The following is a 6,873-nucleotide window of genomic DNA, read 5'->3' on the forward strand; positions in this document are numbered from 1 at the left end:
CTGCGGCACGGCTCGCCAGTCCCTTGAGCACGGCGCTGTCGGGATAATGCCGGGCGGCGACGTCGATCAGCGGCTTCAGATCGACGGCAACCACCGATGCATCGAGCTTGCCGGTCGGGCTCGCCGGGAAATCCTTGATCCTGCCGGTGGCGCTGATCGAGGCGCCGGCCAGCCCGCCCACCGACAGCCGGTCGATTTCGAGCAGCCCGTCGCGCAGCCTGAGCGCCGTGTCGACGGTATCCGCGGTCAACCCGCCAGCGTTGACCGGCCCTGCCTTGATCTGGAAATCGAGGTCGCGGTCGGCAAAGCGATTGGCGCCCTTGTCGCTGACGAAGATCGAGGCGAAGGCCGCCAGCCCGTCGACATCGAGGTCGCCCCCTTCGAGACGCATCAGCACTGAGGGCTTGGCATCGTCGGGCTGGCTGGAATCGATGCGGCCGGAAAACTTCGCCTTGCCCAGGATCAATTCGAGATCGCTGAAGGCCTGGCGCTTCTGCGAGAGGTCGACCTTGGCCTTGAAGCCGGCGGCAGGGAGACGGCGGATCGCCTCGTCGACATCCTTCGACAGCCAGGCGGCAAAGCCGGAGGGTTGCGCCACGGCCAGCAGCAGCGAGCCGTTGAAGCCGAAATGACCCTCCAAATTGAGCACGAGCATGCCATCGGCTTCCAACGTGGTGCGGCCGGGCAAGGTCGCGGCAAGCGATTTCACCGACCAGCCGCCATCGACCGGCTCGGCGGAAAGATGCACGTCGCGCACCGTGGTGTCGCCGACCACCACCGCCGGCAGCTTGACCTCGACAGTGCCGGGAATGGTCGGCCTCGGCATGTCGAGCAGCGCCTGCTCAAACGCCGCGATGCGCTGATCCAGCGTCAGACCGGCGCCGGCTTCGGCGCCCACCGCCTCGTCGAACTGCACCTGCGCGCCATTGGCCTCGATGGCGAAACTCGGCTTCAGCCCGAGATCGACAGAAGCCTTGCCGTCGGCGGTGTAGGGGTTGTCGAGCGGCCCGGTCTCGAAGCGGAATTCGTCGACGCCGAGTTTCTGGTGGTCGAGCGAAAATTTGCCGTTCAGCCGAAAGCCCGGATCGGGCTTGCCGGCGGAAACCCTCACCGTCTCGCCATCGGTGCCGCGCAGCTCGGCGCTGTTCTTGTCGGCACCGGAGATCTTGAACTGGCCGGAATAGGCGGCAGCGCCATTGACGATGCCGGCATTGCCGTCGGTTTCGATGACCAGCGGATAGGCGTCCGGATCGGCCTTCAGCCGAAGCCGCATCTGCCCGTTGCCTTCGGCCTTGCCGGTGGAGGCAGTGACCGTGGTGCGAAGACCGTCGAGCCGCAGCGTGCCGTCCATGCGCCATGGCCCGGCCAGAGACTTGGCCGAGATGGTCGAATTGATCTCGGAAAACAGGTGGCTGCGCCCGCCGGCGGCATGGCGCAGTTCGATCTGCCCTTCCGTCACCGTCAGCTTCTCGATCGAGATCTGATTGAGGTCGAAGGGAGAGGACGGCCGCATCGCCCAGTCGACGGTGCCGTCATTGGCGATATCGATGGTCGCTTTCGGCCGCACCAGCCGCATGTCGAAGATCAGCACTTCGCCGCGCAGGAAGGGCGCCAGTTCCGCATCCATCGAAAACGTCTCGACGGTCATGGCCGGCTGGCCATTGGGGCCGCCGGCGACCGCGACGTTCGAGAAGGTCACCGAGGGAAACGGCAACAGCCTTGCCGTGGCGTCGCCCTGCACGGTCACCTTGCGGCCGAGGATGGCGCTGGCCTCGCGCTCGAATTGGGCGCGGTAGCCGGTCCAGTCGATAAAATACGGCACCACCAGCGCCGCACACAGCACCAGCACAAAAAGGCCACCGAAGATCACGAACAGGCGAGCGAGCATCAGCTCCGAATGGGTTGATTGAAATTCTGCCGCACTCTACCCGCATCCGCGTGTCGATAAAGAGGCAATTCATCCAGTGTTGCGCGATGTCTCATCCGCAGTTGCGTGATATCGGGCGATCTGAAACAAATCCCGGCGAAGCGGAGAATTCGGATGTCTGGAAAGAACTGGGATCGCGTGCCGATCGATGCGCAAAGTGTCGACGCCCCGCTGTCGCTTTCGGCGGTCTTTCTTGTCGTCACCGTCGCCAGCGGTCAGACCGCGCTCGCCAAGATAGCCTCCGTGCTCGGCGGCCTCGATGATCTCGTCAAAACCGTCGGGTTCCGCGATCTTTCCGGGCGGCTTTCGTGCATTGCCGGCATCGGCCGCGATCTCTGGGATCGTCTTTCCCCAGATCGGCGACCGCTGGAACTGAAACCGTTTGCGCCGATCAAGGGTGCCGTTCATTCGGCGCCTTCGACCGCCGGCGATCTTCTCTTCCACATCCGCTCCGAGCGGCCCGATATGTGCTTCGAGTTCGAGCGCATTCTGCTCGACAATCTCGGTGATGCCGTGAACGTCGTCGACGAGGTTTCCGGCTTTCGGTACTTCGATGCGCGTGACCTGCTCGGCTTCGTCGACGGCACGGCCAACCCGACCGGGCTGGACCTTCCGGCCTCGGCACTCGTCGGTGATGAGGACGCCGACTTCGCCGGCGGCAGCTATGTCGTCGTCCAGAAATACCTGCACGATCTCCAGGCCTGGGCGCGCATTCCGACGCCCGAGCAGGAAGCGATCATCGGCCGCACCAAGATCGACAACATCGAAATCGATGATGACGAGGCGCCGCGCAAATCACACAAGTCGCTGGCCACCATCGAGGATACCGATGGCAACGAGTACGACATATTGCGCGACAACATGCCGTTTGGCAGGCCGGGGCAAAAGGAGTTCGGCACCTACTTTATCGGCTACAGCAGGTATCTCTGGGTGATCGAGAGGATGCTGCAGCGAATGTACATCGGTGAGCCGCCGGGCGCTTACGACCGGCTGCTCGATTTCTCGACGCCGCACACCGGCACGACGTTCTTCGCGCCAACCCGCCCCATGCTGCAAACCCTTGTTGAGGACGCATAGAAGACGCCTGCGGCCGCACGGCAGGCCGGCGCCCCAACGATTTCACCCGGCGATTGTCAGAACCCTCAGCGTGCGTCGCGCTTTGCTTGCGCCACCTTGGCCGCCTTGCGCTGCCGGCCAAGCTCCATCGGTCGGACGAGGTCTTGCGCCCTCTGGTTTGCCACCGACCGCATCCCCTTGCGCGCGGTGCGCGAATTGAAAGCAGGGCCTTCCGGCGTCGCCCCTTGCTTCATGACAAATGCCTTGCGCGCGTTTTCGATCAGCGAAACGCTGGCCGCCAGCTGCCGGCGCCGCTCGGCCTCGCCATTCAGCCGCCGCATGGCCATGGCCAGCACCGCAAGCTTTGTCTGCGAACCGCCATCGGACTTTGAGGGCGCAGCGCCTTTCGGCGCTCCTTTGCCGCGTATCTCACGCTGGCGGCGGTGTGCTTGGGTTTGGGCCTTGTCGCGCCGCTCCCGCAACAGCTTGACCAGGCCGGCAAGATCGGCGTCGGAAAGCTCCTGCACCGCCGGATGGTGCGATTTCTCCACCAGTTCCTGTTCGTCCGCGCTCAGCGCACGCGCCGCTTCCTTGCGTGAAATCGCCATGGCATTCCTCCTCCGCTGGCACGCCTGTCTGTTTCAGGCCATTCGCATGAGTTTCTGCCCCAAAACCGCGTCGGTCAAGAATAGCCCTGCTGACGATGCCGGATGGTCGAATACCGAGCCGCTCAGCCTGTGCATCGGCTGCGCAGATAGGCGCAGACCAGCTCGATGAGTTCCGCTCGCAATTCCGGCGATTGCAGTTCGCCATGTCGCGCTGCGGCATGCACGACCCCTTCGACCGCACCCGACAGCACACGTCCGGCAATGTCGTCGCGCTTGGGATCGGGCTTGCCCGAGGCAGATGCGATCACGGCTTGGTAGCGGCGCAGATACTCCGCCTCGAACTGATCCTGTGTCGAGCGTGCGGCAAGCGGCACCTCGTCGAGCAGGACGCGATGCAGTTCCTGATCGACGCTGTGGGCGGCGACGACGCCATCGACAAGCTTCGCCGCCCGCTGTTCCACCGTGATCACTGCGTCACGCTCATCCGAACCGGATATGGCCGCGAGCACCGCGTCGAGATGGCGTTTTCGGATCTCCTCCGCCAAGGCCAGCTTGTTGGGAAAATACTGGTAGATCGAGCCGACGCTGACACCAGCCGCCGAAGCCGTCTCGTTGGTGGTGAAATGCGCCCACCCACGCCGAGCCAGAACGCGAGCCGCGGCTTCGACAATCGTATCCACGGTTGCGCGGGAACGCTGTTGCCGTGGCGCTTTGCGCACGCTTCCATGCTCTGAGGGAACGCGAGTAGCCATATCAGGGCCTTTTCACCAAAATGCGAGTGTCCGCTCACATTTATCGAGCCAAGCCTGCCACGCAAGTCAATGAGAGGTCGCTATGAGCAACAAGACACTGCTTTTATCCCTGTTCCGCTACAAATCCTGGGCCGACAATGAACTCCTCGCTCTTTTGGCAGAGATCGAAAACGAGACAACCGAGAAGCAGCTTGGCGCGATCCTTGAGACCGTCAATCACGCGCATGTCGTCGACCGGATCTTTGCGTCGAACCTCCAGCAGCAGAAGCACTCCTATCGAGACACGGGCACGAGCAGCACACCGACGCTCGCGGAGATGTCCAAGGCGATCAAGGAAACCGACCGGTGGTACCTCCGCTACGTCGAACAGGTCGACCCCGAAGAGCTGGCGGAGGCGATCCGTTTTGCCTTTACGGACGGCGCCCCCGGGCAGATGTCACGAGAGGAGATGCTGGCACATGTCATCACCCATGGCGGCTATCATCGCGGTGAGGTCGGACGCATAGTGACACAATTGTCGAAGCCATCGTCGCCCGACACCTTCACGGGTTATCTCCATCAGGCAGAGCCCGCCCGCCGAGCACCGGTGTAATCGGAAACCTTACATTGGAGATGCCGGTCCGGCTCCTTCATTGCTGTGGCGGGATAATCCCTACCCTGCTGGCAAGATCTTGCCCGGGTTCATGATATCAAGCGGATCCAGCGCCTGCTTGATCGTGCGCATGATGTCGACGCCGTGGCCGAGCTCGTGGCGCAGGAAACCGATCTTGCCCTGGCCGATGCCGTGCTCGCCGGTGCAGGTGCCGTCCATGGCGATCGCCCGCATGTTGAGCCGCGCGACGAACTTTTCCGACAACGCGATCTCCCTGGGATCGTTGACATCCATCAGCACCAGCACGTGAAAATTGCCGTCGCCGGCGTGGCCGACGATCGGCGCGATCAGACCCATCTCTTCTATGTCGGCTTCGGTTTCCATGACGCATTCGGCAAAGCGCGAGATCGGCACGCAGACATCGGTCGACAGCCCCTTGGCGCCCGGCCGCAGTGTCAGCGACGACCAGTAGGCGTCATGCCTGGCCTTCCACAGTTTGGTGCGCTCCTCGGCGACGCTGGTCCACAGGAACGGCCCGCCGCCATTCTCTTCCGCGATCATGCCAAAGGTCTCGGCCTGTTCGGCAACACCGGCATCGCTACCATGAAACTCGACGAACAGGCACGGGCTCTCGGGATAGTCGAGCTTGGAATAGTTCTTCATCGCCCGCATCTGCAGCGCGTTGACCAGTTCGATGCGCGCCACAGGAATGCCCATCTGGATCGTGGCGATGACCGCGTTGCAGGCCGCCTCGACGCTCGGAAACGGGCAGACGCCGCCCGAAATCGCCTGCGGGATGCCTTGCAGCTTCAAGGTCAGCGAGGTGATGATGCCGAGCGTGCCTTCCGAGCCGACCAGCAGCCGCGTCAGATCATAGCCGGCCGAGCTCTTTTTCGCCCGCTTGCCGGTCGTCACGGTTTCGCCGTCAGCCATGACGGCGGTCAGCGACAGCACGTTCTCGCGCATCGTGCCGTAGCGCACCGCATTGGTGCCGGAGGCCCGCGTCGCGGCCATGCCGCCCAGCGAGGCATTGGCGCCGGGGTCGATCGGAAAGAACAGTCCGGTGTCGCGCAGATGCCGGTTCAAATCCTCGCGGGTGACGCCGGGTTCGACCGTGCAGTCGAGATCCTGTGGATTGACCGCCAGGATACGGTTCATGCGCGATGTGTCGACCGATATGCCGCCGCCCGGTGCGTTGGTGTGGCCTTCCAGCGAGGAGCCGACGCCAAAGGCGATCACCGGCACGCGGTGCGCGGCACAGGCCCGCACGATGTCCTGCACCTCGGCGGTCGTCTCGGGAAAGGCGACGCCGTCCGGCGCCTGCGTCGGAATATAGGTGGTGGTGTGGGCATGCTGCGAGCGGATCGCCTGGCCGGTCTGGAATCGCTCGCCGAGCCGTTGCTTGAGGATGCCGAGCACCGCCGCGATGCCTTCCTCGTTACGTTCGACCGGGTTGAGGTCGCTCAGAGCCATGAATTCCTCCGCGAATGGACCAGCGTCCACGCTTGTTATGCGTCTATGGATGCGTAAAGCAATTCCAGGAAAAGTGTGAAGCGGTTTTCCGTCCGGAATGCGTCAGAACAAATAGAGTCTCCGGAGCCAAGCTCTGTCCAGCGCCAGAACAAGGAAGTTTCGATGCCCATCCCCACTCCCTTCGTCTCGAAACCCATGGACATCGAGAAGGACTGGATCGACTACAACGGCCATCTCAACATGGCCTATTACAACGTGCTGTTCGACCGCTGCTCGGACGACGCCTTCGAGGCAATGGGCATGGGACCGAACTATGCCAGGGATCGCCGCCTCACCATCTACACGGCCGAAGTCCATGTCTGCTACGTGCAGGAGCTGCACCTCGAGCACAAGGTCACGGTCTCCTTCCAGCTCATCGACCACGACGACAAGCGGCTGCGGGCCTACCAGGAAATCCGCCATGTC

7 protein-coding genes are annotated in these 6,873 nt (G+C 63.2%); 3 read left to right on the top strand and 4 right to left on the bottom strand.

Translation table 11 applies throughout. The features are described from left to right. Positions 1–1,888, bottom strand: a 1,888-nt coding sequence (locus tag EN906_RS17295; RefSeq protein ID WP_127375278.1) for an AsmA family protein, incomplete at its 3' end; no start/stop codon positions are given. 153 nt (positions 1,889–2,041) lie between these two features. Here EN906_RS17295 and EN906_RS17300 point away from each other — a divergent pair. Further along, entirely contained in the window at positions 2,042–3,004 is a 963-nt protein-coding gene (locus tag EN906_RS17300) for a Dyp-type peroxidase (RefSeq protein ID WP_127273760.1), read from the top strand. A gap of 65 nt (positions 3,005–3,069) precedes the next feature. On the opposite strand, the gene EN906_RS17305 is transcribed toward EN906_RS17300, so the two are convergent. Further along, complete coding sequence (locus EN906_RS17305) at positions 3,070–3,591, bottom strand: hypothetical protein (protein ID WP_127269202.1); 522 nt, start codon at positions 3,589–3,591, stop codon at positions 3,070–3,072. A 122-nt stretch (positions 3,592–3,713) separates the two neighbouring features. Further along, the gene (locus EN906_RS17310; RefSeq protein ID WP_206517183.1) at positions 3,714–4,310 is read right to left on the bottom strand and encodes a TetR/AcrR family transcriptional regulator; all 597 of its coding nucleotides are present in this window, start codon (positions 4,308–4,310) and stop codon (positions 3,714–3,716) included. A 115-nt stretch (positions 4,311–4,425) separates the two neighbouring features. Here EN906_RS17310 and EN906_RS17315 point away from each other — a divergent pair, with 115 nt between their 5' ends. Next, positions 4,426–4,935: a DinB family protein gene (locus EN906_RS17315; protein WP_127375279.1), complete on the top strand. Its 510-nt coding sequence runs from the start codon at positions 4,426–4,428 to the stop codon at positions 4,933–4,935. A 60-nt stretch (positions 4,936–4,995) separates the two neighbouring features. Here the strand turns inward: EN906_RS17315 and EN906_RS17320 are convergent, their stop codons facing one another. After that, positions 4,996–6,408: an FAD-linked oxidase C-terminal domain-containing protein gene (locus tag EN906_RS17320; protein WP_127269205.1), complete on the bottom strand. Its 1,413-nt coding sequence runs from the start codon at positions 6,406–6,408 to the stop codon at positions 4,996–4,998. 162 nt (positions 6,409–6,570) lie between these two features. Between EN906_RS17320 and EN906_RS17325 the strand changes: the two genes are divergently transcribed. Next, positions 6,571–6,873: thioesterase family protein (locus EN906_RS17325; RefSeq protein ID WP_164777213.1), on the top strand; the 303-nt coding region annotated here is incomplete at its 3' end.

It is taken from the genome of Mesorhizobium sp. M7A.F.Ca.CA.004.06.1.1 (assembly GCF_003999135.1).
Taxonomy (GTDB): domain Bacteria; phylum Pseudomonadota; class Alphaproteobacteria; order Rhizobiales; family Rhizobiaceae; genus Mesorhizobium.